This is a genomic window from Methylomonas koyamae, from assembly GCF_019669905.1.
In the GTDB taxonomy this organism is placed as follows: Bacteria; Pseudomonadota; Gammaproteobacteria; order Methylococcales; family Methylomonadaceae; genus Methylomonas; species Methylomonas koyamae.
This window is the reverse complement of the sequence record NZ_AP019777.1, coordinates 2,002,641-2,028,336: the sequence shown is the minus strand read 5'-3', so window position 1 is coordinate 2,028,336 and position 25,696 is coordinate 2,002,641. Positions and strand designations below refer to the sequence as shown.

The following is a 25,696-nucleotide window of genomic DNA, read 5'->3' as shown; positions in this document are numbered from 1 at the left end:
TGAGCCGCTCATTATACGAGCTGTTAAAATACGGTCAAGTAAAATAATCGGTATCGACAATGGCCAACTTAACCTGCCCGCTTTGCACCAGCCAAGAAACCGGCCATTTTCATCGCGACCGGCAACGCGAATACCACCGCTGCGCGCAATGTCGACTGGTGTTTGTCGATAGCAGCCAGCATTTGAGCACGGATGCGGAAAAAGCGGTTTACGACCTGCACCAGAACCGGAACGACGACCCCGGCTACCTGAACTTTCTATCGCGACTGGCGTTACCGTTGGCGGGCCTGTTACCGCCCGGCTCGGAAGGCCTGGATTACGGCTGCGGCCCCGGCCCGGCATTGGCCGGCTTGCTCGAGGGATACGGCCACCGCATCGCACTGTACGATCCGATTTACGCCAATCGCCGCGAACTTCTACAGCAACAATACGACTTTGTCGCCTGCACCGAAGTCATCGAGCATTTCCGCGAGCCCGGCGCCGAGTTCGCCCGGCTGTTCGGACTGATCCGCCCCGGAGGCTGGTTGGGCATCATGACCAAATTAGTGATCGGTGCCGACGCATTCAGCCGTTGGCATTACAAGAACGATCCGACCCATATCGCGTTTTTCTCGCGGTCGACCTTGCTTTGGCTGGCGGAACGCTACGATTGCGCGATCGAATTCATCGGCAGCGACGTCATTATTCTGCAACGCAATCCGCACCGACGCAGCCGTTGACTTCCACCGTGATGTGGTCCAACTTGCGGAATCCGGCCAACAGGCGCTTGTAATGTTGCGGCGATTGCGGATGCTGCGTCACCAAACCGACAATAACCGCATAATGGTTGGCGCTGACCGGCCAGATGTGCAAATCGACGACTCGGCATTCTCCGTCCTGTTCCAAAGCGGTCCGTATCTTGGCGGCATAGCCGGCATTGATACTCTGGTCCAGCAGAATCGGACTGGTGTCCCGAATCAAACCAGCCGCCCAAACCAAGATTACCGTCGCGCCGACGAAACCCATCACCGTATCCAGCCAAGCCCAACCGTAATATTTGCCGGACAGCAGCGCCACGATCGCCAACACCGAGGTCAAGGCGTCGGCCACCACATGCAAATAGGCCGCGCGCAGATTGTGGTCGTGGTGGCCGCGGCTTTCATGCTCATGCTCATGCTCATGCTCATGCTCGTGGTCGTGGTCGTGGTCGTGGTCGTGGTCGTGGTCGTGGTGATGATGGTCGCCGTGGTGGTGGTGGTGGTCGCCCAATAACAACGCGCTCAACAGATTGATCAACAAACCCACTTCGGCCACCAAAATCGCTTCGTCGAAATGGATGGCTTGCGGCGCCAACAACCGCTCGATCGAATCGGCCACCATGACGAATGCCACCATCGCCAACGCGATGGAACTGGCAAAACCGCCCAATACGCTGACTTTGGCCGGACTGAAGGCAAAAGTCTGGTCGTGCTGATGGATGCGGCTATAACGGTAAGCAAAAATCGCGATCATGAAGGCAACGACATGGGTCGCCATATGCCAGCCGTCGGCCAGCAACGCCATCGAGTGGAACTGCATGCCGGCGGCAATTTCCACCAGCATCGTAGTAAACGTCAGCGCCAATACCCATTTGGTGCGGCGTTCGCCTTTACGGTTGATTCGGGCGAAATCGTGAGAATGTTGCCAATTGCCGAGTTGATGTTCATGCATGAGTCGAATCCTTGTCGTCCAACCAAAACCTCTATTGCGCCATTCTAACCTAGCTCACCGGCAAAAACCGCCGCACCGGGAAAGCCGACCGGAAACGGCGGAAACCGCTTAAAATAGCGCTATCGCCCGACGATCTACCCTACTCCGTGCAATGACCGATTCCGAATCGATATACAGCGTTTCCGAACTTAATCGCGAGACCAAGCGCTTATTGGCCAACCATTTCCGAACCGTGCAGGTGCAAGGCGAAATATCCAACCTGAGCCTGCCCTCGTCCGGGCATTATTACTTTACCTTGAAGGATACCCAGGCGCAGATCCGTTGCGCGATGTTCAAGGGCCAACAACAACGTTTACGTTTCAAACCGGCCAACGGCGACTTGGTCGTGGCCACAGCGCAGGTCAGTTTGTACGAGCCGCGCGGCGATTACCAATTGGTGGTGGAACATTTGGCCGAAGCCGGAGACGGCGCCTTGCGGCTGGCTTTCGAACGCCTGAAACAGAAATTGCTGGCGGAGGGCTTGTTCGACCAGGAACGAAAAAAGCCGCTGCCCGCCCTGCCAAGCCGCATCGGCGTCATCACCTCGCCCAGCGGCGCCGCGATCCACGACATTCTCAGCGTATTGAAACGGCGTTTTCCGGCGATACCGGTACTGGTTTATCCGGTTGCGGTACAAGGAGACAACGCTAAATTCGAAATCAGCGCAGCCTTGGCCAAGGCGAACCGCGATCCGCAAGCCGACGTTCTGATTCTGGCCCGCGGCGGCGGTTCGCTGGAGGATTTGTGGGCTTTCAACGAAGAAATCGTCGCCCGCGCCATTGCCGCCAGCGAGATTCCGGTCATCTCCGCCGTCGGCCACGAAGTCGATTTCAGCATTGCCGATTTCGTCGCCGATTTGCGCGCGCCGACCCCGTCGGCTGCCGCCGAACGGGTGGTGCCGGATGCGAATACCCTGCTCGGCGCGTTCGTGGGCTTCGAGCGCCAAATCCTGCGGCTGATGCAGCAAAAATTGCTGCGCCAGCAGCAGCATCTGCAATGGCTGCAAAAAGCCTTAGGCAGTCAGCATCCCGGCCAAAAGCTGCAACGCAACGCCCAGCGCCTGGACGAATTGGAACTGCGCTTGCAGCATGCTTTGCAAAATCGACTGAGCCAGGCCCGCCAGCAGTTGGCGGTCCGCGAACAACGCCTATACCGTAACCAACCACTGGCAGCGATAAAGTCCCAGCAACGGCAATTGCAATTTTTCCGGCAACGGCTACAGGCCGCGATGCACGGCAAAATCGCGATGCTGAAAAGCCGCCATGCCGCCGCGGCGCAAACCCTGCACGCCGTCAGTCCGCTGGCGACGCTGGAACGCGGTTATGCCATCGTCCAACACCACGGCTCGCCGCAGTTGGTCAAGTCGATCGGCCCGCTAAACGCCGGCGACTTGCTCGACACCCGCTTCGCCGACGGCAGCATCGTTAGCCGGATCACCGACATTTGCCGCGATTGATCCCGTTTTCGCCGTCATTCGAATAGCGCCGGGCCGATCCGCAGCAGCGGCGGCATGGTCTCGATTTGTCGGAACGCCGGATATTGGGTAGCATGGCTCAATTTGAAGAAATCCGCCCTTTCCAAAGGGCCGCCGCCGATCCGGCCTCAGCAATTCGCCAAAAATTCAGCAGAGACATCGATGACCGATTTTCAACTTCACCCGCAACTGCAACAGGATTGTTTTAGAATCGGCAGCCTGGCTTTGTCCGAGTTATTGATGATGAACGACAGCCAATACCCTTGGTTCATCCTGGTGCCGCGGCGTGCAAATATTAAAGAAATCCACCAATTGAACGCGGCGGACAGGCAGACCTTGCTTAACGAATCGTGCTTACTGGCCGAGACCTTGAGCGAACAATACCGGCCGGACAAACTGAATATTGCTGCAATCGGCAATCTGGTGCCGCAACTGCATTTGCACCACGTGGTGCGTTATCAAACCGATAAAGCCTGGCCGGCGCCGATCTGGGGAAAATTTCCGGCCGTACCGTATAACGGAGACCAGCCCGAGCAGCGCCTCGCGCGGATGCGCGAAGCGCTGGGAGCATGGTTATTGGATTAAGAATTCGGAAAAAAATACGTCTCTGAAACCGTCGCTGTTTTGGATTTTGGTCAGCAAATCGGTAATCAGTTGTTTGGTTTTCAGGCGCAAGCCTTCGCGCTGCTCCATCGATTGCAGATCGGCAACGTGCATGCCGCTCAACATCATGATCATTTCGTGCCGCAGCAACGGCATATGTTTTTTGACTTTTTCGACGTGCTCGGCGCCTTCGACCAACAACTGCACGTTAATCATCAGGTATCTTTTCGGCTCGGCCAGATTCACCGTAAATTTCGGCTTCATTTCGATATATTCGATCACCGGCCCGGCGTTTTCCTCGGCTTTCTTTTCGCCCGAGTTGGCCTGCGCCAGAACGGGCGATAACGCTAAACAGAACAACAAAATAAATGTTCGCACGGATTCCTCATATAATGTGATGGCAACGCCAAAAAGTATATTCCATTTTCCGCAATTATCACGATGAAACCACTCGCTATCGGCCCGGTGATGATAGACATCGCAGGCCACAGCCTGACCGCGCTGGACCAAGAAAAAATCGCACATCCCAACACCGGCGCCCTGATCCTGTTTTCCCGCAATTACGAAAGTCCGCAACAAGTTGCCGAATTGATCCGCAGCATCCGCCAGGCCCGCAACGGCGATATTTTGATCGCCGTGGACCAGGAGGGCGGCCGCGTCCAGCGCTTTCAAACCGGTTTTACCCGCTTGCCGGCGGCGGCGCACTATGCCGAGCGGCCGGAACTGGCGGCAGTCGCCGGCTGGCTGATGGCCAGCGAAATTCTGGCCGTGGGCGCCGACTTCAGTTTCGCGCCGGTGCTGGATGTCGATTGCGGCGTCAGCACAATCATCGGCAACCGCTCGTTCTCGCCGGATCCGGAGCGAGCTGCGGATCTGGCCGGCAAGTTCCGCGCCGGCATGCGTGCCGCCGGCATGGCCGCCACCGGCAAACACTTTCCCGGCCACGGTGCGGTAGCCTTGGATTCGCATCTGGACTTGCCTGTGGACGAACGCAGCCTGGACGATATCCGCCGCCAAGATCTGGTTCCGTTCCGGCGTTTGATTGCCGAAGGCCTGGAAGCGGTGATGCCGGCGCATGTGCTATATCCGCAGGTCGACCGCTATCCGGCCGGCTTCTCCGAAATTTGGCTGCAACGGATACTGCGCCAGGAATTGGGCTTCGACGGCGCCATTTTCAGCGACGACTTGAGTATGGCCGGCGCCGCCAGTATCGGCGACTTCAACGAACGCGCCGGGTTGGCCCTGCAAGCCGGCTGCGACATGCTGTTGGTTTGCAACGATCCGGCCGCGGCGGAACAGGTGCTGGATAGTTTACCGCCCAGCCGCAACGAAAAACGCGAACGACGCCTGCAGGCCATGCGCGGCCGCGGCTCGCTGGGCCTGGACGATCTGCCGGCCCACCCGCAATGGCGCCAATTTTCCCAACAAATCAGCGAGTTTTATGAATCCCTTGCTTGAAGAAATCCGCTTGGTCGAACAACAGGCCCTGCTCTTGCACAGCGAGGCCGAAGTAGAAGCGGCGCTGGACGATATGGCGGCACACATCAACCGGACCTTGGCCGACAGCAATCTGTTGGTGTTGTGCGTGATCAACGGCGGCGTCATCGCCGCCGGCAAATTACTGCCTAGACTCAATTTTCCGTTGACCCTGGACAGTATCCACGCCAGCCGCTACCGCAATGCCACTTCCGGCAGCGACATCCATTGGCTGTACAAGCCGACCACTTCGCTAGCCGGACGTTCGGTACTAATCGTCGACGACATCCTCGACGAAGGCCATACGCTGCACGCCATTGCCGACTATTGTACGGACCAGGGGGCTCAACAAGTATTCACGGCCGTATTGTTCGACAAACAACTGGACCGGGAGAAACCGGTTAGCCCCGATTTTGTCGGCCTGACGGTCGCCAACCACTACTTGTTCGGCTACGGCATGGACTACAAGGGTTATCTGAGAAACGCAGCGGGCGTATACGCCTGCAAGGACGTGTTATGACATTGGCAATTATCGGCGGCACCGGCCTGACCCAAATCGAACAACTCAACATTACCGGCCAACGCGAGCTGGAAACGCCGTTCGGTGCGCCCTCCGCGTCCTATGTATTCGGCGAACTGAACGGACAATCCTTGATATTTCTGGCTCGGCACGGCAATCCGCACCGGATTCCGCCGCACAAAATCAATTACCGCGCCAATATCTGGGGCTTAAAACAACTGGGCGCAACGGAAATCATCGGTGTCGCCGCCGTCGGCGGCATAGGCGCGGAAATGGGTCCGGCTCGCATCGCGATTCCCGACCAATTGATCGATTACAGTTACGGCCGCGAACATAGCTTTTTTGCCGACGACCTGGCACACGTCACCCATATCGATTTCACCGAACCCTACACGCCGAGCTTAAGGCGGCGGATCGTGCAGGCGGCGGCATCCGCCGGAATCGACGCATACGACGGCGGCGTCTACGGCTGTACGCAGGGACCGAGATTGGAAACGGTCGCCGAAATCAAGCGCATGGCCAACGACGGCTGCGATCTGGTTGGTATGACCGGTATGCCGGAGGCGGCGCTGGCCCGCGAACTGGAAATACCCTATGCGAACATTTCGGTGGTAGCCAACTGGGCAGCCGGCATCGTCGAAGGCGAAATTACAATGGCCGAAATCGAAAAAAATCTGCTGACCGGCATGAGCAATGCCATAGCGCTGTTGCAGGCAACGGTACTGTCGGCGACAGGCGGCTGAACGAAAAACGGGAGCTGGCGCGACCCGGACAATTGCGCCACCCCCCGTGAAAGGTCGGAACCGACACCCACGGTTCCTATAAGAGCTTGAGAAACCGCGCCGGCCGTTTGCGGAGAAGATCGCCCCGGCGCGGCTCCTTGGCCTTATTTGGTGAGACCGCCTTGATGCAGTACGTCGGAACGGTAAGCCGAATTGCTGGAATCTTCGGCGATATTTTTGGCTGCTGTTGCATATTTATCGTGCTCGGCATTTTTTACCATCAGCACCGCGCCGGCGACCAATACGACGGCAACAGCAATGTATGTCCAAAAATTATCTTTTTCTTGTACTTCACTCATTTTGTACCTTCCTTTTCTGGTTTTTAGTGGTGGTGCTGAAAATGTTTTCAACGCGGCACAAGATAACAAAGGACTCTAACCGAATTTTGATATACGTCAATATTTGTAAGGTTATTGCCAACCCATGACCTGTTCTCGGCGAAATTTTCTGAAGACCAGCGGCGTATTGGCGACCGGCGGACTGTTAGCCGCCGGAGCAAGCGATAGCCGCGCCGCGCGCTTGGCCGAGGATTTTGCCACCGGCGACTTTGCCGGCCGCTACGCCAGCCTGTTCGGCGACCAAACCGTCAGCGAAAGCGAACTTATCCAATTGATTTTGCCGGAAATCGCCGAAGACGGCGCCGTAGTGCCGGTCACAATCAGCAGCGAGCTGGACGGCATCGAGCGGCTTTATCTATTGGCCGATAAAAACCCGACGCCGCTGGTTGCCGAATTCGAACTGACGCCGTTGCTTGCACTACATCTGACCGCGCGCATCAAACTGGCGGAATCCAGCCGAGTGACGTTGGTTGCCAGCCGCGAAGGTCAGTTATTGCGCTGTAGCCGTTGGGTCAAGGTGATGCGCGGCGGCTGCGGGAGCGGTTGATGGCTGGCAGCATCAGGGTGCGCAGCCGGCGCGAAGGGGAATTTCTCGAGCTGAAGGTGTTGATCGAACATCCGATGGAAAACGGCCGCAACCGCGACGCCGCAGGCAACTTGATTCCGGCCCATTTCATCGAACAGTTAGCGCTGACATTGAATTCGCAACCGCTGGTAACGGTGAATATGGCGGGCAGTGTGGCGAAGAACCCGTTCTTCAGTTTTCGGCTGAAGCAGGCGGCGGACGGCGACGTGCTGCGGGTCGCCTGGCGCGACAACCATGGCGCCGGCGACAGCGCCGAACATCGAATCGAGCTTAACCGCTAACCGCCGATGAGCTCGGCGGGCTGGTTTCTGGCGCTGGCAACCATGAAACTCAACGGCGAACCGGCAAATTTCCGCTGCAATGCCGTTAGCAAACCAGCCGCAACCTCCGGGCTGGCCACGGCACAAAAACCGGTCGGACCCCACGAGGTCTGGCCGATGGCGACCGCGCCCTGCTCCGCCAGATAAGCCATTGCCGCGGCGACTTCCGGGCTGGTGAACACGCCACCCTGCACCGGCGCGAAATGTTCGCCGACCGCTTGCTGCAACAGAGTGATCACTTCGCCGAATTGCGCCAGATCCTGTTCCGCCAAGGCCGGCAAACCGCGCATCAGCAACAGATAACACAAGCGTTCGGCTTGCGCCTGCGGAAACGGCGGCAATTCGCTGAACGCACTGACTTCTTGTTCGCCATGTAAACCCTGGCCGCGCTGGTCGAATACCAGAATGAAGCGCCACGGCTCCGGCACCGCCATTTGCGCGATTACCGGCGGTGTCGCGGTATTGGGCCCGCGGCCGCCGTCGACGATGACGCCACCTTTCTCAAAAATTCCAATGCCGATGCCGGAGCGCGCGCCGCGATCGGACAATTGCGCAATCTCGCGGACCGACAGGCCCAGGCCGTAAAACCGGTTAATTGCGGCACCGACCGCCAGCGCCATTTGCGTGCCCGATCCCAGGCCGATATGTTCTGGAATGGCCGCCGCGATTTCGATATGCAACCGGTCCGGCACACCCGCATATTCGCAAAACCGGCCAACGCAGCGGCGCGCCCGTTCGGCGCCCGGCCCGCTCACCGTCAATTCGTCGGCGAGGCTGACGCTGAGCCGGGTGTTGATTTCGTTCAACGCTACGCCGATGCTGCCGAAATGCCGTCCCAAGCCGCCGCTCAGATCGATAAACCCCATATGCAGCCGGGCCGGAGCGGTCACCGTGACTGTTTGGAATTGCGCTTTCACCACCAGGATTCCCTTAGCAAAAATGAGGCGGCATTATAGCGGAAGCGGGCCTTGCGCCGAGATTAAATCGGCTACCTGGTACAAATCGGCCAGCACCAGATCGGCCAGCTCGGCCGCCTCCGGCTCGGCCGCTGCGGCCGACGGCACCATAATGCAACGCGCACCGGCGGCTTTTGCCGCACGGACGCCGACTGGCGAATCCTCCAATACCAGACAATCGGCAATCGGGCAGGCCAACGCCTCCGCCGCGCGCAGAAACAGGTCCGGCGCCGGCTTAGGCTGCATCGCATTATCGGCAGTCACGATGACGGAAAACACTTGTTGCAAGCCAGCCGCTTGCAGGCAACGCTCGGCATTGGCGCGGCGGCTGTTGGTCGCCAGCGCGTAATTCAAACCGCGGCGGTCGGCCGCTGCCAGCGCCGCCCGGAAACCCGGCTTGACGGCTATGCCGTGGCGTTCTACATGCCGCGTCCAGTAAACGCCGCTCAACTGCTGAAACGCGGCGACGTCGAATTCGGCGCCGCAATAATCCTGCAAGCGTTGCCGGACGATTTCCCCGGAACAGCCCGACAGGCCGGCGCAAAACTGCTCGGTCAACTCGCATCCGATATCTGCCGCCGCCCGGCGCCAAGCCGCGAAATAAGTGGTCTCGGTGTCCAGCACCAAACCGTCCATGTCGAATATCAACGCCGCCAACCGCAACCTATTCACCGCAACACTTTGATGTATTCGCCGATGGCTTCGCGGGTCGAACCGACCACCAGCCGCTGGCAGCCTTGTTCGTCAATTTCGATCCAGCCGGCGGCTTCGATCCATTCGCCTTTTTGGGCCTGACCGTTATAAGTCGCGGTAAAACAAACCACGCTACCGATCTCGGCGTGCTTGAGCGGGAAACAAGCCGGGTAATCGAAACTGAATCGGTCGTCCGCCACTTCGGCTTCGATCCGGGCAAAGCCCAGCTTGCGGTAGCGGCCGCCGGCAACATCGACAGCGCACAGCAGCGACAAATCGAACTTGCGTTGGTTGAGCATGCCTTTGTTGTATTTGCGTTGTTCGTGCCAGATATAGTCGTCCAGCGCAAAATCGCAGGCGCGGCGGCGATAGGCCTCCAGCCAATCGCTATCGTTTAAGGCCTGAATCCGGTCCTGGGCAATCAAAGCCTGTACGCTAAACCGGGCGCGGTGAAACTGGTCGCGGCCGTAACACACCAGATCGATATCGGAATCGTGGTTTTGCATACCCACCAGCAACGACCCGGTGACGCCGAATTGGTCCAGTTGCAAACCGCTGTCGGCAAACAGCCGGCACAAATGCTGCAGATCGGCCAACACGGCATCGGTAGGCTGCTGCCGCAACAGTGCCTCCAGTTGCCTGCGGGGTTGGTAATGGCGGACCACTGCCGCGGCTGGCACCGCATGCACCTCGGCATCGATCGCCGACGAGTAATGTAGGTAGTGCGGATAAGATTGGCGCAGGAAATCGTTGGCAAAGTCGGTGCCGGCTTTGCGCCAGCAGCCGTCGATACGCAGATAGCGTAAAAAGCACAGCACCTTGCCCTGCTCCAAGCCGTTGCTGACCACAGCAAAGATCAGGCCTTCCGCGGTTTCGACGAAGTCTTTGGCTAAATACACGAGCTCAATCGATCTCGACGCGGTTGCGGCCGTTTTGTTTGGCTTTGTATAACGCGGCATCGGCTGCTTCCAACATCGCGTGCGGCGTTTTGTATTGCCCGACGAAAGTCGCCAGCCCCAGGCTGAGGCTGATACGCCGCTCCGGCGCCACTTCGTGCGGCAACTGCTTGTTCCAGACATCCCGACGAATCGCTTCCGCCAGCCGCCTGGCCTCGGACAAGGGCGTCCCCGGCAATACCGCAGCAAACTCCTCGCCGCCGTAACGGCAGATCAGATCGTTGTCGCGCTGCAATTGGGCCGAAATAGTGTTCGCCACTTCGACCAAACAAACGTCGCCTTGCGGATGGCCGCGGCTATCGTTGTACTGCTTGAAGTAATCGATGTCGCAAATCAGCAGGGTTAACGGCAATTTGGTACGCTGGGCCAACGTAAACTGCAAGGGGAAATTAACATCGAACTGGCGGCGGTTGCCCAAGCCGGTGAGTTGGTCGACCAGCGTCAAGCGCTCCAATTCGCGGTTAACCCGCTGCAGTTCCATTTGGGTCTGCTGCAGTTTCGCCCGCATCATGTAAATCCGTTCCATCGCCATTATCGTGTAGCGCAGGCGTAGCGGATTCAACGGTTTGGCCAGATAGGCGTCGCCGCCGGACAACACGCCGTTGACGAAAGACGCGTCGTCGTCGTGTACGGTCAGAAAGATCACCGGAAACCAATCGGCTTTCTTCAGTTCCCGAATCGCCTTGGTGGCTTCGAACCCGCTCAAATGCGGCATCTCCACATCCATCAGGATTAAATCCACATCATGGTCGGCGACGTATTGCAGCGAATCGGCGCCGTTTTCGGCAAATGCCACCTCGTGGCCCATGTCCTGCAAACACTCGGCAGCAAGCTGTCGGATCGCTTTGCTATCGTCAACCACCAAAATTTTCATCGTCAAATTAGCAACGGCACGGGTAGGTTGCGGATGATAGCTTAAATCCGGTTCGGCACAGAAAACAATTGATAAAACCAAATCAATCACCTATTCTCGCCCGCGGGTTTTTCGGCCTATCCAATCCGTAATTTCCCTCCACATAACAGGAGAAATCATGAAAATCGGTGTTCCCAAAGAAGTCTACGACGGCGAAAAACGCGTCGCCACGACGCCCGAAGCCGCGGAAAAAATAATAAAGCTGGGGTTCGAAGTCCTGCTGGAAAGCGGTGCCGGCGCCGACGCCAATATCTCCGACGACGCTTATCGTGCGGCCGGAGTGCAGATTGTCGGAACGGCCCAGGAACTGTGGCAGCAAAGCGACATCGTCATGAAAGTCCGCGCCCCGCAGCAGCATCCGCAACTAGGCGTCGACGAAGCCGAATTGCTGCGCGACGGGCAACATTTAATCAGCTTCATCTGGCCGGCGCAAAACGAAGCGCTGATGCAGAAACTGGCAGCCAAAAACGCCACGGTATTGGCGATGGACAGCGTACCGCGCATGTCGCGGGCGCAGAAAATGGACGCGTTGAGCTCGATGGCCAATATCGCCGGTTACCGCGCCATCGTCGAAGCCGCCCAACATTTCGGCCGTTTCTTCACCGGCCAAATCACCGCCGCCGGCAAGATTCCGCCGGCCAAAGTGCTGGTGATCGGCGCCGGCGTGGCCGGTCTGGCCGCGATCGGCGCCGCCAAGGGCATGGGCGCCATCGTCCGCGCCTTCGACACCCGGCCGGAAGTGAAAGAACAAATCGAAAGTATGGACGCCGAATTCCTGATGCTGGATTTCAAAGAAGACGGTTCCGGCAGCGGCGGCTACGCCAAAGTGATGTCCAAGGAATTCATCGCAGCCGAAATGGCGTTGTTCGCCCAGCAGGCCAAGGAAGTCGACATCATCGTCACGACGGCCTTGATTCCGGGCAAGCCGGCGCCGGAACTGATCACGGCCGAGATGGTGGCTTCGATGAAGCCGGGCAGCGTCATCGTCGACTTGGCCGCCGAGCAAGGCGGCAATTGCGCGCTGACCGAGAAAAACCAGGTCGTGGTCAAACACGGCGTCACCATCATCGGTTACACCAACCTACCCAGCCGCCTGGCCAATCAGTCCAGCCAGCTCTACGCCACCAACCTGCGCCACTTGTTGACCGACTTATGTCCGAATAAGGACGGCACCTTGAACGTCAATTTCGACGACGAAGTAATACGCGGCGCTACCGTTATTAAAGAAGGCAAAATCACCTGGCCGCCTCCGCCGCCGCAGTTATCGGCAGCACCCAAAGCGGCCGCGGCGGCATCCGCTGCAGTGGCTACGGAACCGAAAAAACCGTTATTGCCGGAACCGGTACGCCAGTTTTTGCCGATGGTGTTGGCCGGCCTGGCGCTGTTCGGCGCCGGCGCCGTGGCACCAGCCTCGTTTCTGGCCCATTTCACCGTGTTCGTCTTAGCCTGCTTCGTCGGTTACATGGTGATCTGGAACGTGACGCCGTCATTGCACACGCCGTTGATGAGCGTGACCAATGCCATCAGCGGCATCATCGTCATCGGCGCCCTGGTGCAAGTCTCGTCCACGACCGAAATCGTCGCCGGCCTGTCCGGATTGGCGATCCTGATCGCCTCGATCAACATCGCCGGCGGCTTCCTGGTCACCCGGCGCATGCTCGCCATGTTCAGAAAATAGGAGAAACGCAATGTCTAACGGAATGGTAACCATGGCCTATATTGCGGCTTCGATTCTTTTCATCCTCAGCCTGAGCGGCTTGAGCCGGCAGGACACTTCCCGGCGCGGCAATTATTTCGGCATGGTCGGCATGGCCATCGCCATCATTGCCACCGTGTTCAGCGGCAACGTCACGGCTTATGCGATTTTGAGCGTGGCCTTGCTGATCGGCGGCGCCATCGGCGCCCGCGCCGCCGCCAAAGTAGAAATGACGCAAATGCCGGAGCTGGTGGCATTGATGCACAGCCTGGTCGGTATGGCGGCGGTGTTGGTCGGTTACGCCAGTTTTCTCGACCACTCCAACACGCTGACCGGCGTCGAGCGCACCATCCACGAGCTGGAAATTTACATCGGCATCTTCATCGGTGCGGTGACTTTCTCCGGTTCGGTGATCGCCTTCGGTAAACTGTGCGGCAAAATCAACGGCAAACCGGTATTGCTACCGGCCCGGCACTGGCTGAACCTCGGCATGTTCGTCGCCACCTTTTTTCTGGGCGGCAGCTTCCTGGACGGCAGCGCAAGCGGCGGCGGCATGACCCCGCTGTTGATCATGACCGCCATCGCGCTGGTATTCGGCGTGCACATGGTCATGGCCATCGGCGGCGCCGACATGCCGGTCGTGGTATCGATGTTGAACAGCTACTCGGGCTGGGCAGCGGCGGCTACCGGCTTCATGTTGAGCAACGATCTGCTGATTGTCACCGGCGCGCTGGTCGGCTCCAGCGGTGCGATTCTGAGCTACATCATGTGCCGGGCGATGAACCGCCACTTCTTGAGCGTGATCGCCGGCGGTTTCGGCAGCGGCGGCGGCGAAGCGGCGGAAGTGGTCGGCGAAGTGCAGCCGATCGAAGTCGAGGAAACCGCACAATTGCTGCGCGACTCGAAAGAGATCGTCATCATCCCGGGCTATGGCATGGCCGTCGCCCAAGCCCAGCACACGGTCAACGAAATCACCAAGTATCTGACCAGCCACGGCAAGAAAGTCCGCTTCGCGATTCATCCGGTCGCCGGCCGCATGCCGGGCCATATGAACGTGCTGCTGGCCGAAGCCAAGGTGCCGTACGACATCGTGTTCGAGATGGACGAAATCAATGAGGACTTTCCACACGTCGACGTCTCTATCGTCATCGGCGCCAACGACATCGTCAACCCGTCGGCCTTGGACGACCCGAACAGCCCGATTGCCGGCATGCCGGTACTGGAATGCTGGAAAGGCGGAACGACCATCGTCTTGAAACGGTCGATGGCTTCGGGTTATGCCGGCGTCGGCAACCCGTTGTTCGTCCATGAAAATACCCGGATGTTGTTCGGCGACGCCAACGATAAATTGCAGGCCTTACTGAAAGCCTTGCAAGACTGACCGTAACGGAGTCTCTTCGGCCGCGGCGTTAGCGTTTCGCCGCGGCCGGATTCAAGCGTAACCCAAGCGCTTGGGTTCAACCCCGGCCCCGCCTACTCAAAAATCCGGCCCCGCACAAACCCATTTTGGCGCGGTCGAAATTCTGCCATCGAATAAATCCGCGCACCGTTTCAAATAATCGCCAATTTCCCGAATCTTTAATTTAAATACCCTATTCGACTAACAGACTTTTACGCCTAATCGGATTATGGTTTTGCCATTTTCAACCGCCAGGAGAACACCATGTCCGAACCTCCCTTATCCGCGTATTCCATTACGTTATCCGAACAGATCAACCAAACTTTTTTAATGCACAAAGGTTACGAAGTATTCGCCAATTTAAAATCGCACGACGCCGCCTCGCTGTTCGATTCTTATTTTTTACCGCAAAAAACCATAGCCTCGTCGATCACCCACCAGCCCTGCCAAATCAGTTTTATCGGCAAGTTTCTGAAGCTGGGTTGACATTACCGGTAACCGGCCTGTCTGCCACAAGATAGGCCGGCCTTTCCCTCCTTTCGGTAAAGTGCTGATTCTCCGCTTCCCAACCCGCTGCAACTGTTGACATATTTCTGACATATTCGCTGTCTAGAATTCGCGCCATACCGTTTTTTCTGGACTCTCTTCGATGATCGACGCCGAACGCATACTGCATGAAACCTACCCCGACTTCAAATTAGGCAAGGACAACAAATTGGTGGTTAAAGCTTTGAAAAAGCTGATCCACGAAGACGATTTCAACGACGTGATCCGCAAAAACCAGCATTTACGCGGCTTTGCATTTTTAGACAAACTGCTGAAATACTTCAACTTCAGTTACCAGGTCGGTAACGATTCTTACAACAACATCCCGGCCGAAGGCCGGCTGATCATCGTCGCCAACCACCCGATCGGCACGCTGGATGGGCTGGCTTTAGTCAAACTGATCCGCTCGGTCCGGCCCGACGTGCGAATTGTCGCCAACCGCGTGTTATCGCATATGGAACCGTTGCAATCGATCTTCCTACCGGTCGACGTGCTGTCGGAAAAAAAGAAATTCAAGGACGTTTACAAGACGATGATCGATGCGCTGGAACACGAAGAAGCCGTGATTTTCTTCCCGGCCGGCGAAGTCTCGCGCATCACGCCGAAGGGCATCCGCGACGGCGCCTGGCAAAGCGGCTTCGTCAAACTGGCGCGCAAGACGCAAGCGCCGGTGTTGCCAATTTATATCAAAGCCAAGAATTCGGCCTTGTTTTACAGCGCATCGACGCTTTACAAACCGTTGGGCACGATGTTGCTGGTTAAGGAAATGTTCAACAAGAAAGGCCAGGAAATCAAATTCCTGGTCGGCGCGCCGGTGCCGTATCAAGCGCTCGCCGACAGTACCGAAACCAACAAACAACTGAGCCAGCGCTTCCGCAAACACGTGCAGAACCTGGGAAAGAAAAACAAAGCGCCGCTGTTCGACACCGTCGCCACCGTCGTCCACCCGTCGGATACCAAGGCGGTCAAAAAGGCCTTGTTCCAATCTCGCCTGCTGGGCGAAACCCGCGACGGCAAAAAGATTTTTTTATACCGGTTCCGCGACGACTGCCCGGTCATGCAGGAAATTGCCCGGCTGCGGGAATTGACCTTCCGCACAGTGGAAGAAGGCACCGGCCTGGCCCTGGACTTGGATAAGTTCGATATTTACTACAGCCACATCGTGTTGTGGGACGACAACGATCTGGAAATCGTCGGCGCCTACCGTATCGGCGACGGCCCGGCCATCATGGCCAGCCACGGCATCGACGGATTTTATACGCAGACCCTATTCGATTTGCGCGGCGAGTTCGTGGACTATCTGCCCAACAGCATCGAGCTTGGCCGCAGCTTCGTCCAACCGCGTTATTGGGGCCAACATAGCCTGGATTACTTGTGGTACGGCATCGGCGCTTATCTGCGGGAACGGCCGGACATCAAATACCTGTTCGGCCCGGTCAGCATCAGCAACGCCTATCCGCACGCTGCCAAGGAATTGATCATCGGCTTTTACCGCCAGCAATTCGGCGCCGAGCCGCATCAAACCAAGGCCAGAAAGCCGTTCGTCATTTCCGAGGCCGGCCGGGCCTTCGCCGCCAGCGAATTCAATGCCGACTATTCGACCAGCTTCAAAGTGTTGAATAGCGAATTGAAAAAGCTCGGCGTCAAAGTACCGACCTTGTACAAGCAATACGTGGAATTGTGCGTGGACAAGGGCTGCCATTTCATCGATTTCAATATCGACCCGGACTTCAACAATTGCATCGACAGCCTGATCATGGTCGAAGTCGATAAAATCGCGCCGAAAAAACGCCAGCGCTATATCGAAAAATCGTTGGCCGGCTGAGCCGCGCCTCCTCTGCAACCCGACTCATGAAACAACGCGCATTCCCGGAACTGGAGCAGTTGGAAACGATTGCCGCCCGCTTAGGCAATCGTGCCCATTGCGAGATCGTCGAAACGGTCGAACACGCCGGCCGCCGATTTCCGATCCACTGCCTGACGCTGGGTTCCAGCGCACCGAATGTGCCGGTCCTGGCCTACTTCGGCGGCGTACATGGCTTGGAAAAAATCGGGTCCGAAGTCATATTGGCCTATCTACATACGCTGTGCGAATTGCTGGACTGGGACGAAGAACTGAACCGGCGCTTGAGTAAATCGCGCTTGGTGTTCATGCCGCTGGTCAATCCGGTCGGCGTGTTTCGCGGCACCCGCTGCAACGGCCACGGCGTGGACCTGATGCGCAATTCGCCGATCGAAAGCGACGGCAATACCCGCTTGTACAGCGGCCAGCGTTTCAGCCCGAAACTGCCCTGGTACCGCGGCGACGATTCCAAGATGGAAAAGGAAGCCCAGGCGCTATGTCGGGTGGTTCATCGCCATTTGTTCGACGCGCCGCTGGCCATTGCCGTGGACTTGCATTCCGGCTTCGGAATCCACGACCGACTCTGGTTTCCGTACGCATCTCGGCAAACGCCCTTCCCCGACCTGGCCGACGCCTATGCCTTAAAGCAGTTGTTCGACCGTTGCTACCCCCACCATTTCTATAAAATCGAGCCGATGAGCCAGGAATACGTAATCAGCGGCGATTTATGGGATTACTTGTACGACGACTTCACCGACCGCTATCGGCAACGCAAACTGTTTTTACCGCTGACGCTGGAGATGGGATCCTGGCTGTGGCTGCGGAAAAGCCCGACCCATTTATTCCAACGCCACGGCTTATTCCATCCGTTGTTACCGCACCGTCAACAGCGGATATTGCGCCGGCATTTGACATTGTTCGACTTTCTGTTTCGTTGTCTGCTGTATCCGCGGCAATGGGCAAAACTCGATACGCCGCAAGCGGAAGAGAACCAGCGCCAAGCTATGGAGTTATGGTATGGCTAGCGGCGTCGGCCAGGATTGGTTGCTGTTGCGCGGCCTGTGCCGGGAAAGCGGCCATTGGGGCGATTTTCCCAGCCTGCTGCAATCGGCATTTCCGGGTGCGCGCGTCCGTTGTCTCGATTTGCCGGGGGCCGGCACGTTCCACGACGAAGCCAGCCCGAAACGGATAGAACTGATAACCGAATCGGTGCGGCAACGGGCGGCGGCAAACGGCTTGTTGGAGCGGCCTGCGACGATTCTGGCAATGTCGTTAGGCGGCATGGTAGCTTGGGAATGGTTGCAACGCTATCCGGACGATATCGCCGGCCTTGCGCTATTGAATACCAGCTTCGCCGGGCTCAGCCCGTTTTTCCACCGGCTGCGCTGGCAGAGTTATCGGCGGTTTCTGCAAATTCTGCTGGAAAAAGATGTTTACCGGAGAGAGTTGGCAATAATCCGCCTGACCAGTAACCGGCGCGAATCCGATCACGAATTGGCTGCAATCTGGGCCAATATTCAACAACAACGGCCGGTCACCATCAGCAATGCGCTACGCCAGCTATGCGCCGCGTCGCGCTATCGCCCGGCCCCTTACAGGCAGCAAACACCGGTATTGTTGCTAAACGGAAAAGGCGACAGAATCGTCGCCCAGGAATGTTCGAAGGCCATCCATAGCCGGTGGAGTATCCCTTTAGTCAGCCACCCTTGGGCCGGTCACGACCTGATACTGGATGACGGAATTTGGGTGGCTAAATGCCTGCAGGATTGGACGCAACAGCTATCCGAAATTACTTGATTTCGAATTCCGACTTATCGTGGCCGGCCGCCAGCAATTCCTGCATCCATTTCGGCGCCAGTCCTCTGCCTGACCATGTCAACGCCGCATTATTCGGGTTGCGGTATCGAGCCGCGACTTTGGATACTTTTCGCTCGGATTTTTTATCGCCATCGTGGATATCGACTACTACGCCGATAGACGCGGCCAATTCCTTAATCTGAGCGATAACTTCTTTACGCTTGCTGGACTGCCTTTCTTTTAAAGCTTTTTCGGCATTATCGATAACGGCTTGTAACTCGGCTTCGGATAGTTTATTAAAATCAGTCATATTTTCCTCTTTAATGAAAAGACGGAATAAATTCTATCACTAACTTTTAGCGAAAAAAACTATTATTCCGCGGATAATGAAAATTTCACTTCAGAGTATACCTTACCTTTCTTATCCGACAACCTTACTTGCCAGTCTCCGACGTCCTTATACGATAAAACTCGACTGGACCAAACCTTGGAACGGATATCTTTTAAATCCAATTGCTTGTGCTGAACCACCTGTTTGTTTCGCAACCATTCGTGGAATAACCCCAGCCCTCCGGGATTTCGAATCTCGGTAAAATAAAACAATTCCAAAGGTTTTCCTTTCACTACGGCGAACGCACCTTGGACCGGCTGGTCCGGTTCGTTGTCCTTTAATCGGGTATTCAAGGATGCTCGAATCACCCGGCGATCGAAAATAATACCGACCGGACTGCTGGCTTGCAGCCCAGCCTTAGCGTTATCGAGCGTGGGCGTCGGCGAAACGGCCGCGGATTCTACCTTTATATTGTTGTCCTTGCCCTCGGCGACCACCTGCTGCGGGTTGCTGGCTGCGGACATTGGATTCGATTGCGGCTCTTGAACTTTCTCAACCATTTCAGTCTGAGTATTGCCGGCGCGGTCGCCGCCGCTGAACGCAAAGTACAAAAACAGCGAAAATAACACCAACAAAACCAAGGCAATAACAATTCTACCCGTATGCCAAACAGTAATAGTCTGCGGCTCGGTTGCCGGCGTTGCCGTTTTAGATTTATCGTAATTTATTTTGATAACGACTCTATTATCCGCCATGCCTTTTCCTATTAATAAAAACCGAACCTGCGCCAAAACCGAGAACCGGAACTACAACCGGTGCTTGGTAATATAGCATTTTAGCTCTAACATAATTAACCCCCACTTGCCGATAACCAGGACGTTTGCAATGAGTAGCCTGCTTAAAGAATTCGAAGAGTCTTCATCGCTGTACGGCGGCAACGCCCACTACGTCGAGTACTTGTACGAACAATACCTGAACGCGCCGGAGACGATAAACCCCAGTTGGCGTGCCCGCTTCGACGCAATCCGTAGCGGCTCGACCGAAGACACTCCGCACAGTACCATCATCGACCGCTTCGAAAGGCTGGCTATCGCCGAACCCGGCAAACTGGCCCGGATGCAAGGTTTCACCGAACAAAGCGTGAAGAAGCAATCCGCGGTGGCCCGTTTGATCAACCATTACCGGGTCAAGGGCCACCAAATCGCCGCCAACAATCCGTTGCGCGAATCGAAGACCGTCCCGGCCGATCTGGATCCGCTGTATTACGGCTTGACCGAAGCCGATATGAGCACGCTATTCGATACCGGCGGTTTGTGCGGCATCGACCGCCTGCCGCTGAAGGCCATCCTGCAAACCTTGAAGGAAATCTACTGCGGCAGCATCGGCAGCGAGTATATGCACATCGTTGACGACGAGTCCAAGCGATGGATCAAGGACAAGCTGGAAGGTGCCAAACCCGATTTCTCCAGCCATCCGGAAAAACGCATCTGGTTGTTGAAGCTTTTGATCGCCGCCGAAGGCCTGGAAAAATTCCTGCACCGCAAATACGTCGGCCAAAAGCGCTTTTCGCTGGAAGGCGGCGAATCGCTGATCCCGATTCTCGACGAATTGATTCAGCGCGCCGGCGAACACAAGATCAAGGAAATCGTAATCGGCATGGCCCACCGCGGCCGGCTCAACGTATTGATCAATATTCTCGGTAAAAGCCCGGCCGTGCTGTTCGGCGAATTCGAGGGCACCCACACCTCGTCGCCGGGCGTGCTGACCGGCGACGTCAAATACCACCAGGGCTTTTCGTCGAATATCGCCACGCCCGGCGGCCCGATCCATTTGACGCTGGCGTTCAACCCGTCGCATTTGGAGATCATCAACCCGGTCGTGGAAGGCTCGGTCAAAGCCCGCCAAGACAGGCACGGCGTCGGCGGCATCGATGCGATCGTGCCGATCTTGATCCACGGCGACGCGGCGTTCGCCGGCCAAGGCATTGTCATGGAAACGCTGAACATGTCGGAGACCCGGGCGTTTTCGACCGGCGGTACCGTGCATATCGTCATCAACAACCAAATCGGCTTTACCACCAGCAATCCGTTCGACGCCCGCTCGACCTTGTACTGCACCGATGTGGCCAACATGATTCAGGCGCCGGTGTTCCACGTCAACGGCGACGATCCCGAAGCCGTAATTTTTATCACCCAGTTGGCGCTGGATTACCGCAACACGTTTCATAAAGACGTGGTGATCGATTTGATTTGCTACCGCCGCCACGGCCATAACGAGGCCGACGAGCCGGCCGCGACCCAGCCCATGATGTACAAAGCCATCCGCGACCATCTGACGCCGCCGCAAATCTATGCGCAACAACTGATCGCCGACGGCGTCATCGACCAGGCCGGCGTACACCAACTGGAACAACATTATCTGCAACAGTTGAACGAGGGCCTGCCGGTCTCGCGGCCCATCATCGAAAACAAGGCTTATTCTTACTCGGCACGCTGGGAACGGTTTTTGAACAAACATTGGGACATGCCGTCCGAGACCGCGGTGACGCTGGAACGCATTCGGTTCTGCAACCAGCGCCTGCAATCGTTTCCCGAGGGTTTCGAATTGCACCCGCGCGTCGCCAAGGTGATGGAAGACCGCAACAAGATGGCGGCCGGGGAAATGCCGATGGATTGGGGCTTTGCCGAAAACATGGCTTACGCCACGGTGTTGATGGACGGCTACGACTTGCGCCTGACCGGTCAGGACATCGGCCGCGGCACCTTTTCTCACCGCCACGCCATTCTGTTGAACCAAGCCAACGGCGAAAACTATATTCCGCTGAAACATCTGGCCGAAAACCAAGGCCGGGCGCAGATCTTCAACTCGCTGCTGTCGGAAGCCGGCGTGCTCGGTTTCGAATACGGCTATAGCTCGACCGAGCCGAACAAGCTGGTCATCTGGGAAGCCCAATTCGGCGACTTCGCCAACGGCGCCCAAGTCGTGATCGACCAATTCATCAGCTCCGGCGAAACCAAATGGGGCAAACTCAGCGGCTTGGTGATGCTGTTACCGCACGGTTTCGAAGGCCAAGGCCCGGAGCATTCCTCGGCCCGGCTGGAGCGTTATCTGCAATTGTGCGCGGACCAGAATATCCAGGTTTGCGTACCGACCACCCCGGCGCAAATTTTCCATTTGCTGCGCCGGCAAGTGGTGCGCGAATACCGCAAGCCGCTGATCGTGATGAGCCCGAAAAGCCTGCTGCGCCATAAACTGGCGGTGTCGGAGCTGGACGAACTGGTCAACGGCGAATTTCAGACCGTGATCGGCGAACAGGACGATATCGATCCGTTTCACGTCACCCGCTTGATTCTGTGCGCCGGCAAGGTTTACTACGATCTGTTGGAGACCCGGCGCGCAGACGGATTGCAACACGTTGCCATCGTCCGTATCGAACAACTGTACCCGTTTCCAAACGACCGATTCAAACAGGAGATTGACAAATTCCCTAATCTGGAACAAATCTACTGGTGCCAGGAGGAACCGAAAAACCAGGGCGCCTGGTACCAAAGCAAACACCATTTCTTCGACTTGGTGGATAACAACATTCCGATTCATTATGCCGGCCGCCCGCCTTGCGCGGCGCCGGCGGTGGGCAACTACAAAACCCACTTACAAGAACAACGTGCGGTAGTTCATGCCGCTCTCTATGGAAACAACGAAGGAAACAAACATGAGCTTTGATATTTTGGTACCCAGCCTCCCCGAATCGGTGTCCGACGCCACACTGGTCGCATGGCACAAACAGACCGGGGAATGGGTCAACGAAGGCGAAAATCTGGCCGATCTGGAAACCGACAAGGTGATTCTGGAAGTACCGGCCCCCAAGTCCGGCACGCTGGAAGCCATCGTCGTTCAAGACGGCGAAACCGTGGTCGGCGGCCAATTGCTGGCCAAACTGGACGCGCAAAGCGCCAAGGCGGCCCCGGCTGCGGCGAAGCAGGAAGATGCCCCGCTCAGCCCGTCGGTACGCAAACTGGTAGCCGAAAACGAGCTGGACCCCAACTCGATCCAGGGCTCCGGCAAACACGGCCGGATTCTGAAGAGCGATGTGCTGGACTTTATGCACGACCAACAAGCGCAGCCGGAACCGGCGCCGGCCGCTGCCGCACCGGCGGCCGACACCAGCCATTCGCCGCTTTCGGCGACGGCCATCGCCGCATTGCGGCCGGAACAACGGGTACCGATGACCCGGCTGCGGGCCAAGGTTGCCGAACGCCTGTTGCAGGCCCAACAAAACGCCGCGATGTTGACCACGTTCAACGAGGTCAATCTGAAAGCAGTGATCGAGCTGCGCAACCAATATAAAGACCGTTTCGAAGCCAAACACAACATCAAACTCGGCTTCATGTCGTTTTTCGTCAAGGCTTCGATCGAAGCTTTAAAGCGCTTCCCGGCCATCAACGCCTCGATCGACGGCAACGACATCATCTACCACGGCTACTATGACATCGGCATCGCCGTGACGACCCAACGCGGCCTAATCGTGCCGATTTTGCGCGACGCCGACCAACTGGATTTCGCCGGCATCGAAAAAGGCATCCACGATTTCAGCAACAAGGCCCGCAACGGCTCGATCAGCGTCGAGGACCTCAGCGGCGGCACCTTTACCATCACCAACGGTGGCATCTTCGGTTCGATGTTGTCCACGCCGATTTTGAATCCGCCACAATGCGCCATTTTGGGCATGCACGCGATCAAGGACCGGCCGGTGGTCGAGAACGGCGAAATCGTGATCCGCCCGATCATGTACCTGGCTTTGTCTTACGACCACCGCCTGGTAGACGGCAAGGAAGCGGTACAATTCCTCGGTATAATCAAGGAATGCCTGGAAGCCCCGGCGCATCTATTGCTTAACATCTAGCCTTTCGGCGCCGGCAAGTTATACGTCGGCGCCTTTCTCGGACCGCACAGACATGCGCTACACCATCATCCCGGTTACGCCCTACCAACAAAACTGCACCCTGCTTATCTGCGAACACAGCAATAAAGCCGCCTTGGTGGATCCCGGAGGCGACATCAATTTATTGCTGGAGGAAGTGCAAAACCAAGGCGTGGAACTGGAGTCGCTGCTGTTGACCCACGGCCATTTGGACCATGTCGGCGGCACTGCCGAATTGGCCGCCAAGCTGTCGCTGCCTATCATCGGCCCGCAGTTGGAAGACGATTTCTGGATCAAATTATTGCCCGAGCAATGCCGGATGTTCGGTTTCCCGGAATCGGCCGGCTTCACGCCGCAACGCTGGTTGAACGACGGCGATACGGTTAAGGTCGGCGACGAAGTGTTACAGGTCATCCACTGCCCGGGCCATACCCCCGGCCATGTGGTGTTTTTCAGCGAAACTGAACGGCTGGCGCTGGTCGGCGACGTCTTGTTCAAAGGTTCGATCGGCCGCACCGATTTCCCGAAAGGCGATTACCAAACCCTGATCGATTCGATCGTCAACAAGCTCTGGCCGCTGGGAGAAGACATCAAATTCATCCCCGGCCACGGTCCGATGTCGACCTTCGCTGCCGAGATGCGCAGCAACCCTTATGTCGGACGTTACGCCGTTTCATCGTAACTCCGAAACATGGCCCGGAACGAATCCGCTCCGGGTATCGAGAAAGGTGCCGTTTTCGACGGCACCTGGCGAAGCGAAGGCGGTTTAGGCTACACCGCCATGCCCGCGAAAACCTGCGGGCACTCCCTCTGCAGCGTTAAGGAATGCCGGCCGGCAATTCTGCGGCGCTGGTGCTGTTCAGGCAAGTCGGATGACCGAAGCCGCCGGCACTTTTGCCATCGGCACCGATATCGTAAACGATGTTATCCGGGCGTAGCGCATCGCCGCTGACGCCACCTACACCGTGGATATGATCCAGACCCAAATTGTTTCTGACCCGCCAGGCGATATTGTGGTCCGCACACGAAGTATCGCCGCTCAAACCGACGCCGCCGACCAGGGTTTGCCCTGCAGCATACAAACCAAGGCCGCCGCCGAACACGTTGACGCCGCCGATTTTTTTACCGACCAACGGATCGACCGGCGTACCGTACAGGCCCTGGTTACCGCCATAAGCCGCTTCGGTATTGACCGGATTGCTCTCTTGCAGGCCGAATAAGCTGCCGCCCGGCTGGACTGCCGAATATAAATTCGCGGTCGACAAAGCCAAACCTTTATTCATGCCGGAACCGGCCGAAGCCGATGACGAATCCAGGCTCAAGGAATTGGCGGTATTGGCTTTCTGTGCGGAAATCACCCGGCTGGCCGGCCACTGCGCCGCACGGTTGATACCGGAATATGCCACGGCACAAACCACGCCGTCGCGGTTGACGATAGTCGCCCACATATGCAGATTCAAACCGCTGGTTTCGGCGCTGACCGCCTGATCCAACGCAGTTTTCAACGCAGCGTGGCTAGGCAGCCCCTTACAGGCTGAGCCTATCCCTTTACCGCCTGCAAAATCCCAATCGGCCGATACGATGCCGGCATTTAGCAATGCCGCCAGCGAAGCTCCAAGTACCAGTTTCGAATTCATATCTTTTACCTCGTTATTGTTGTTGTAATTTGGATTCGGCAAACCAATGCAATGTTCGTTTGCCGCCAGCAAAGCCGGCTTGACTCCGAGAAGCCAGCCGCGTTCGGATTCTAGTCTCGGCAACGATTAGGGGTCAACCGCCCGCAAGGGCAGTAGCGAAGCCGGCGTAAGGCCAGCGAAG

Annotated in this window: 27 protein-coding genes; 17 read left to right on the top strand and 10 right to left on the bottom strand. The window is 57.2% G+C overall.

The genetic code is table 11. The annotated features are described in order from the left end of the window. Positions 1-59 precede the first annotated feature (59 nt). On the top strand, positions 60-719 hold the full coding sequence (locus MKFW12EY_RS09555) for a class I SAM-dependent methyltransferase (protein ID WP_221054433.1): 660 nt from the start codon (positions 60-62) through the stop codon (positions 717-719). On the opposite strand, the gene dmeF is transcribed toward MKFW12EY_RS09555, so the two are convergent. After that, a complete protein-coding gene (gene dmeF, locus MKFW12EY_RS09550; protein WP_221054432.1) occupies positions 682-1,689 on the bottom strand; it encodes a CDF family Co(II)/Ni(II) efflux transporter DmeF in 1,008 nt (335 codons plus the stop codon). The two genes, MKFW12EY_RS09555 and dmeF, sit on opposite strands and share 38 nt — an antisense overlap. A 151-nt stretch (positions 1,690-1,840) precedes the next feature. Here dmeF and xseA point away from each other — a divergent pair, with 151 nt between their 5' ends. Beyond that, positions 1,841-3,184 (top strand): exodeoxyribonuclease VII large subunit, encoded by a 1,344-nt coding sequence (xseA, locus tag MKFW12EY_RS09545; protein WP_054761678.1) that lies wholly within the window; start codon positions 1,841-1,843, stop codon positions 3,182-3,184. A 180-nt stretch (positions 3,185-3,364) separates the two neighbouring features. Continuing rightward, entirely contained in the window at positions 3,365-3,787 is a 423-nt protein-coding gene (locus tag MKFW12EY_RS09540; RefSeq protein ID WP_054761675.1) for an HIT domain-containing protein, read from the top strand. Here MKFW12EY_RS09540 and MKFW12EY_RS09535 read toward each other — a convergent pair. Next, on the bottom strand, positions 3,776-4,183 hold the full coding sequence (locus MKFW12EY_RS09535) for a flagellar basal body-associated FliL family protein (RefSeq protein WP_054761673.1): 408 nt from the start codon (positions 4,181-4,183) through the stop codon (positions 3,776-3,778). The genes MKFW12EY_RS09540 and MKFW12EY_RS09535 overlap by 12 nt on opposite strands. A gap of 63 nt (positions 4,184-4,246) precedes the next feature. Between MKFW12EY_RS09535 and nagZ the strand changes: the two genes are divergently transcribed. The 3 genes from nagZ to MKFW12EY_RS09520 are packed head-to-tail and all read left to right on the top strand — an operon-like array spanning position 4,247 to position 6,544. Further along, a complete protein-coding gene (nagZ, locus tag MKFW12EY_RS09530) occupies positions 4,247-5,263 on the top strand; it encodes a beta-N-acetylhexosaminidase (RefSeq protein ID WP_245006480.1) in 1,017 nt (338 codons plus the stop codon). Further along, positions 5,247-5,801 carry a hypoxanthine-guanine phosphoribosyltransferase gene (locus MKFW12EY_RS09525; RefSeq protein ID WP_054761671.1) on the top strand — a complete coding sequence of 185 codons (555 nt, stop codon included), beginning with the start codon at positions 5,247-5,249 and terminating at the stop codon, positions 5,799-5,801. Before nagZ ends, MKFW12EY_RS09525 begins: the two co-directional genes overlap by 17 nt. After that, positions 5,798-6,544 carry an S-methyl-5'-thioinosine phosphorylase gene (locus MKFW12EY_RS09520; protein ID WP_054761669.1) on the top strand — a complete coding sequence of 249 codons (747 nt, stop codon included), beginning with the start codon at positions 5,798-5,800 and terminating at the stop codon, positions 6,542-6,544. Before MKFW12EY_RS09525 ends, MKFW12EY_RS09520 begins: the two co-directional genes overlap by 4 nt. Positions 6,545-6,687: 143 nt before the next feature. On the opposite strand, the gene MKFW12EY_RS09515 is transcribed toward MKFW12EY_RS09520, so the two are convergent. Continuing rightward, positions 6,688-6,882, bottom strand: a complete 195-nt coding sequence (locus MKFW12EY_RS09515; protein ID WP_054761668.1) for a hypothetical protein — start codon at positions 6,880-6,882, stop codon at positions 6,688-6,690. 124 nt (positions 6,883-7,006) lie between these two features. On the opposite strand from MKFW12EY_RS09515, the gene MKFW12EY_RS09510 reads away from it, so the two are divergent. Further along, complete coding sequence (locus MKFW12EY_RS09510) at positions 7,007-7,468, top strand: thiosulfate oxidation carrier protein SoxY (RefSeq protein WP_054761666.1); 462 nt, start codon at positions 7,007-7,009, stop codon at positions 7,466-7,468. Next, entirely contained in the window at positions 7,468-7,788 is a 321-nt protein-coding gene (gene soxZ, locus MKFW12EY_RS09505) for a thiosulfate oxidation carrier complex protein SoxZ (protein ID WP_054761659.1), read from the top strand. Before MKFW12EY_RS09510 ends, soxZ begins: the two co-directional genes overlap by 1 nt. Here soxZ and MKFW12EY_RS09500 read toward each other — a convergent pair. The 4 genes from MKFW12EY_RS09500 to MKFW12EY_RS09485 are packed head-to-tail and all read right to left on the bottom strand — an operon-like array spanning position 7,785 to position 11,306. Next, the gene (locus MKFW12EY_RS09500) at positions 7,785-8,744 is read right to left on the bottom strand and encodes a beta-ribofuranosylaminobenzene 5'-phosphate synthase family protein (protein WP_221054430.1); all 960 of its coding nucleotides are present in this window, start codon (positions 8,742-8,744) and stop codon (positions 7,785-7,787) included. The two genes, soxZ and MKFW12EY_RS09500, sit on opposite strands and share 4 nt — an antisense overlap. A 33-nt stretch (positions 8,745-8,777) precedes the next feature. After that, positions 8,778-9,455: an HAD family hydrolase gene (locus MKFW12EY_RS09495; RefSeq protein WP_231914741.1), complete on the bottom strand. Its 678-nt coding sequence runs from the start codon at positions 9,453-9,455 to the stop codon at positions 8,778-8,780. Continuing rightward, a complete protein-coding gene (locus MKFW12EY_RS09490; RefSeq protein WP_054761655.1) occupies positions 9,452-10,375 on the bottom strand; it encodes a hypothetical protein in 924 nt (307 codons plus the stop codon). Before MKFW12EY_RS09490 ends, MKFW12EY_RS09495 begins: the two co-directional genes overlap by 4 nt. 4 nt (positions 10,376-10,379) lie before the next feature. Then, positions 10,380-11,306, bottom strand: coding sequence for a GGDEF domain-containing response regulator (locus MKFW12EY_RS09485; protein WP_054761688.1), 927 nt, complete (start codon positions 11,304-11,306; stop codon positions 10,380-10,382). Positions 11,307-11,463: 157 nt separating this feature from the next. Between MKFW12EY_RS09485 and MKFW12EY_RS09480 the strand changes: the two genes are divergently transcribed. From MKFW12EY_RS09480 to MKFW12EY_RS09455, 6 genes are all read left to right on the top strand, one after another. Continuing rightward, a complete protein-coding gene (locus MKFW12EY_RS09480) occupies positions 11,464-13,023 on the top strand; it encodes a Re/Si-specific NAD(P)(+) transhydrogenase subunit alpha (RefSeq protein ID WP_221054429.1) in 1,560 nt (519 codons plus the stop codon). 10 nt (positions 13,024-13,033) lie between these two features. Further along, positions 13,034-14,422 (top strand): Re/Si-specific NAD(P)(+) transhydrogenase subunit beta, encoded by a 1,389-nt coding sequence (pntB, locus tag MKFW12EY_RS09475; RefSeq protein ID WP_221054428.1) that lies wholly within the window; start codon positions 13,034-13,036, stop codon positions 14,420-14,422. 282 nt (positions 14,423-14,704) lie between these two features. Then, positions 14,705-14,926, top strand: a complete 222-nt coding sequence (locus MKFW12EY_RS09470; RefSeq protein WP_054761653.1) for a hypothetical protein — start codon at positions 14,705-14,707, stop codon at positions 14,924-14,926. 163 nt (positions 14,927-15,089) lie between these two features. Continuing rightward, on the top strand, positions 15,090-16,811 hold the full coding sequence (gene olsF, locus MKFW12EY_RS09465) for a bifunctional ornithine lipid synthase OlsF (RefSeq protein ID WP_221054427.1): 1,722 nt from the start codon (positions 15,090-15,092) through the stop codon (positions 16,809-16,811). A 26-nt stretch (positions 16,812-16,837) separates the two neighbouring features. Continuing rightward, positions 16,838-17,854, top strand: coding sequence for a M14 family zinc carboxypeptidase (locus MKFW12EY_RS09460; protein WP_221054426.1), 1,017 nt, complete (start codon positions 16,838-16,840; stop codon positions 17,852-17,854). Next, positions 17,847-18,626, top strand: coding sequence for an alpha/beta fold hydrolase (locus MKFW12EY_RS09455; protein ID WP_054763546.1), 780 nt, complete (start codon positions 17,847-17,849; stop codon positions 18,624-18,626). Before MKFW12EY_RS09460 ends, MKFW12EY_RS09455 begins: the two co-directional genes overlap by 8 nt. Here the strand turns inward: MKFW12EY_RS09455 and MKFW12EY_RS09450 are convergent. Beyond that, a complete protein-coding gene (locus MKFW12EY_RS09450; RefSeq protein ID WP_054763545.1) occupies positions 18,619-18,936 on the bottom strand; it encodes an H-NS histone family protein in 318 nt (105 codons plus the stop codon). The two genes, MKFW12EY_RS09455 and MKFW12EY_RS09450, sit on opposite strands and share 8 nt — an antisense overlap. Before the next feature lie 62 nt (positions 18,937-18,998). After that, positions 18,999-19,712 carry a DUF2914 domain-containing protein gene (locus MKFW12EY_RS09445; protein ID WP_221054425.1) on the bottom strand — a complete coding sequence of 238 codons (714 nt, stop codon included), beginning with the start codon at positions 19,710-19,712 and terminating at the stop codon, positions 18,999-19,001. Positions 19,713-19,842: 130 nt separating this feature from the next. On the opposite strand from MKFW12EY_RS09445, the gene MKFW12EY_RS09440 reads away from it, so the two are divergent. Genes MKFW12EY_RS09440 through MKFW12EY_RS09430 form a run of 3 tightly spaced genes read left to right on the top strand, consistent with a single transcriptional unit; the run spans position 19,843 to position 24,560 of the window. Next, a complete protein-coding gene (locus MKFW12EY_RS09440) occupies positions 19,843-22,680 on the top strand; it encodes a 2-oxoglutarate dehydrogenase E1 component (protein WP_221054424.1) in 2,838 nt (945 codons plus the stop codon). Beyond that, on the top strand, positions 22,670-23,860 hold the full coding sequence (gene odhB, locus MKFW12EY_RS09435; protein WP_221054423.1) for a 2-oxoglutarate dehydrogenase complex dihydrolipoyllysine-residue succinyltransferase: 1,191 nt from the start codon (positions 22,670-22,672) through the stop codon (positions 23,858-23,860). The genes MKFW12EY_RS09440 and odhB overlap by 11 nt, the downstream gene beginning before the upstream one ends. Before the next feature lie 52 nt (positions 23,861-23,912). Continuing rightward, positions 23,913-24,560 (top strand): MBL fold metallo-hydrolase, encoded by a 648-nt coding sequence (locus MKFW12EY_RS09430; protein WP_221054422.1) that lies wholly within the window; start codon positions 23,913-23,915, stop codon positions 24,558-24,560. Between the two features lie 136 nt (positions 24,561-24,696). On the opposite strand, the gene MKFW12EY_RS09425 is transcribed toward MKFW12EY_RS09430, so the two are convergent. Then, positions 24,697-25,515 (bottom strand): heme-binding protein, encoded by an 819-nt coding sequence (locus MKFW12EY_RS09425; protein WP_054762463.1) that lies wholly within the window; start codon positions 25,513-25,515, stop codon positions 24,697-24,699. Positions 25,516-25,696 lie beyond the last annotated feature (181 nt).

Excerpts from the sequence above, each read along its gene's own strand:
- MKFW12EY_RS09555 (WP_221054433.1), top strand. The coding sequence starts at position 60 with ATGGCCAACTTAACCTGCCCGCTTTGCACCAGCCAAGAAACCGGCCAT.
- dmeF (WP_221054432.1), bottom strand. The coding sequence starts at position 1,689 with ATGCATGAACATCAACTCGGCAATTGGCAACATTCTCACGATTTCGCC.
- xseA (WP_054761678.1), top strand. The coding sequence starts at position 1,841 with ATGACCGATTCCGAATCGATATACAGCGTTTCCGAACTTAATCGCGAG.
- MKFW12EY_RS09540 (WP_054761675.1), top strand. The coding sequence starts at position 3,365 with ATGACCGATTTTCAACTTCACCCGCAACTGCAACAGGATTGTTTTAGA.
- nagZ (WP_245006480.1), top strand. The coding sequence starts at position 4,247 with ATGAAACCACTCGCTATCGGCCCGGTGATGATAGACATCGCAGGCCAC.
- MKFW12EY_RS09525 (WP_054761671.1), top strand. The coding sequence starts at position 5,247 with ATGAATCCCTTGCTTGAAGAAATCCGCTTGGTCGAACAACAGGCCCTG.
- MKFW12EY_RS09520 (WP_054761669.1), top strand. The coding sequence starts at position 5,798 with ATGACATTGGCAATTATCGGCGGCACCGGCCTGACCCAAATCGAACAA.
- MKFW12EY_RS09515 (WP_054761668.1), bottom strand. The coding sequence starts at position 6,882 with ATGAGTGAAGTACAAGAAAAAGATAATTTTTGGACATACATTGCTGTT.
- MKFW12EY_RS09510 (WP_054761666.1), top strand. The coding sequence starts at position 7,007 with ATGACCTGTTCTCGGCGAAATTTTCTGAAGACCAGCGGCGTATTGGCG.
- soxZ (WP_054761659.1), top strand. The coding sequence starts at position 7,468 with ATGGCTGGCAGCATCAGGGTGCGCAGCCGGCGCGAAGGGGAATTTCTC.
- MKFW12EY_RS09485 (WP_054761688.1), bottom strand. The coding sequence starts at position 11,306 with ATGAAAATTTTGGTGGTTGACGATAGCAAAGCGATCCGACAGCTTGCT.
- MKFW12EY_RS09480 (WP_221054429.1), top strand. The coding sequence starts at position 11,464 with ATGAAAATCGGTGTTCCCAAAGAAGTCTACGACGGCGAAAAACGCGTC.
- pntB (WP_221054428.1), top strand. The coding sequence starts at position 13,034 with ATGTCTAACGGAATGGTAACCATGGCCTATATTGCGGCTTCGATTCTT.
- MKFW12EY_RS09470 (WP_054761653.1), top strand. The coding sequence starts at position 14,705 with ATGTCCGAACCTCCCTTATCCGCGTATTCCATTACGTTATCCGAACAG.
- olsF (WP_221054427.1), top strand. The coding sequence starts at position 15,090 with ATGATCGACGCCGAACGCATACTGCATGAAACCTACCCCGACTTCAAA.
- MKFW12EY_RS09460 (WP_221054426.1), top strand. The coding sequence starts at position 16,838 with ATGAAACAACGCGCATTCCCGGAACTGGAGCAGTTGGAAACGATTGCC.
- MKFW12EY_RS09455 (WP_054763546.1), top strand. The coding sequence starts at position 17,847 with ATGGCTAGCGGCGTCGGCCAGGATTGGTTGCTGTTGCGCGGCCTGTGC.
- MKFW12EY_RS09450 (WP_054763545.1), bottom strand. The coding sequence starts at position 18,936 with ATGACTGATTTTAATAAACTATCCGAAGCCGAGTTACAAGCCGTTATC.
- MKFW12EY_RS09445 (WP_221054425.1), bottom strand. The coding sequence starts at position 19,712 with ATGGCGGATAATAGAGTCGTTATCAAAATAAATTACGATAAATCTAAA.
- MKFW12EY_RS09440 (WP_221054424.1), top strand. The coding sequence starts at position 19,843 with ATGAGTAGCCTGCTTAAAGAATTCGAAGAGTCTTCATCGCTGTACGGC.
- odhB (WP_221054423.1), top strand. The coding sequence starts at position 22,670 with ATGAGCTTTGATATTTTGGTACCCAGCCTCCCCGAATCGGTGTCCGAC.
- MKFW12EY_RS09430 (WP_221054422.1), top strand. The coding sequence starts at position 23,913 with ATGCGCTACACCATCATCCCGGTTACGCCCTACCAACAAAACTGCACC.
- MKFW12EY_RS09425 (WP_054762463.1), bottom strand. The coding sequence starts at position 25,515 with ATGAATTCGAAACTGGTACTTGGAGCTTCGCTGGCGGCATTGCTAAAT.